Here is a 1,697-nt window from a genome sequence, read left to right on the forward strand (position 1 = left end):
ACGGGTTGCTTGAAGTGGGGGCTTCTTGGGTAATCGCCACTTTTGGTAGCTGACGAATTTGACCAAGCTAACCCTCTTGTTCCAAGAGTTTATTTTTTTATCAGGCACTTTCTAACAATCGAATGCCTTCTTTTTTGATATTGAGTGCTGAATTGTAATCCCTATCAAGGTTTAGTCCACATGCACATTGATAAGTGCGTTCTGATAATTTGATTTCTTTTACTGCCCCACATTTCGAGCAGGTTTTTGTAGAGGGAAACCATTTATCTATTTTGACAAGTCGTTTCCCTTGTTCTTTTAATTTGTAGTGTAAGAAAGAAGTAAACATCCCCCACCCATTATCAGCGACACTTTTACCAAACTTTAGTGCTTGTGACATCCCCTTCATGTCTAAATCTTCAATCACAACAGCATCATAGTTAGTTACTAATTCTTTCGACTTATGATGAAGAAAGTTCTTCCGTTGATTGGCGACCTTCTCCCCGATTTTAGCTACTTGAATACGTTGTTTATTCCAATTAGAAGAGCCTTTCTTTTTACGCGAAAGTTTACGTTGTTCCATTGCTAATTTATCAAGCATTTGTCGATAAAACTTAGGGTAATTGGCTTTCTCACCCTCGCTATCGACAAACAACCCATCCATCGCAAAATCTAACCCGACTACTTTTTCAATTTCTTTGCTTTCTATCTCCTTCTCGTACTCTGTAAGAATAGAAATATAGTATTTTCCTGATGAGGTCATAGATAGGGTACAAGATTTGATTTTGTATTCTGATGGTATCTTTCTATGTTGCTTGATTTTGACCATTTTTAGTTTAGGTAATTTGATATGACTATCCAATAACTGAATGTTACCGTTTACAACATTTGTTGTGTAGCTTTGCCTGTGTCGTTTACTTTTGAATTTCGGGAATTTGGCATTCCCCTTGAAGAATGCTTTATATGCCTTATCCAAATTTAGTTGTGCGTTCGCTAACGCTAAGGAATCTACCTCCTTTAGCCATTCGTACTCTTTCTTGTATTTGGCAGGAGTAGGGTTCTTCACCTTTTTTAAGGCATCTTTATCATCTTTTAATAACTCATAAGTCTCTTTACGTTCAGCTAACATCTTGTTGTAGACAAAACGGACACATCCAAACGTTTTGCGTATGATCAAAGCCTGTTCATCTGTTGGATACAATCTAAACTTGTACGCTTTATTTTGTTTAGCCATATCAAATCACCTCACTTTGCCCCTTGATTTTCAATATATTTTTTCACCACTTCAATTGGTGAACCACCAGTCGTCAACAAACAAAAACTTCTTGACCAAAACATTTCTTTCCATAATTTTTTACGAACATGAGGAAAATCCTTCTTGATAAGTCTTGAACTGGCACTTTTATAGGCATTGATGAATTTCGATAATTCACTGTTAGGTTGTGCTTTGAACAAAATATGAATATGGTCCATATCGTGGTTCCATTCAACTAATGTAATATTATACCTTTCACTCAATGTCACAAATTTATCTTTGGCATAATCTGAAATGGTATCATCTATTACTTTTCTACGATACTTCACGACTAACACAAGATGATAATACATCGAGAACACTGAATGGTTATTACTATCTAATTTCATTTTTATATCAATCCTTATGTTTTATAAGACTGATTATACCTTAATGAACAATAAAGGCAAAAGAAAAAGCCTTG

The 1,697-nt window shown here is 35.3% G+C and carries 2 protein-coding genes; both read right to left on the reverse strand.

The window, feature by feature from the left end; genetic code table 11:
* Window positions 1-100: 100 nt before the first annotated feature.
* Complete coding sequence (locus ACFQ18_RS18005; protein WP_379566883.1) at window positions 101-1,213, reverse strand: RNA-guided endonuclease TnpB family protein; 1,113 nt, start codon at window positions 1,211-1,213, stop codon at window positions 101-103.
* An 11-nt stretch (window positions 1,214-1,224) separates the two neighbouring features.
* Complete coding sequence (tnpA, locus tag ACFQ18_RS18010) at window positions 1,225-1,623, reverse strand: IS200/IS605 family transposase (RefSeq protein ID WP_114335144.1); 399 nt, start codon at window positions 1,621-1,623, stop codon at window positions 1,225-1,227.
* Window positions 1,624-1,697: the final 74 nt, after the last annotated feature.

This window comes from Oceanobacillus caeni, assembly GCF_042678465.1.
Taxonomy (GTDB): Bacteria; Bacillota; Bacilli; order Bacillales; family Amphibacillaceae; genus Oceanobacillus; species Oceanobacillus caeni.

What these genes read in the sequence shown, in the direction of transcription:
- ACFQ18_RS18005 (WP_379566883.1), bottom strand. Translation starts at nt 1,213, where the DNA reads ATGGCTAAACAAAATAAAGCGTACAAGTTTAGATTGTATCCAACAGAT.
- tnpA (WP_114335144.1), bottom strand. Translation starts at nt 1,623, where the DNA reads ATGAAATTAGATAGTAATAACCATTCAGTGTTCTCGATGTATTATCAT.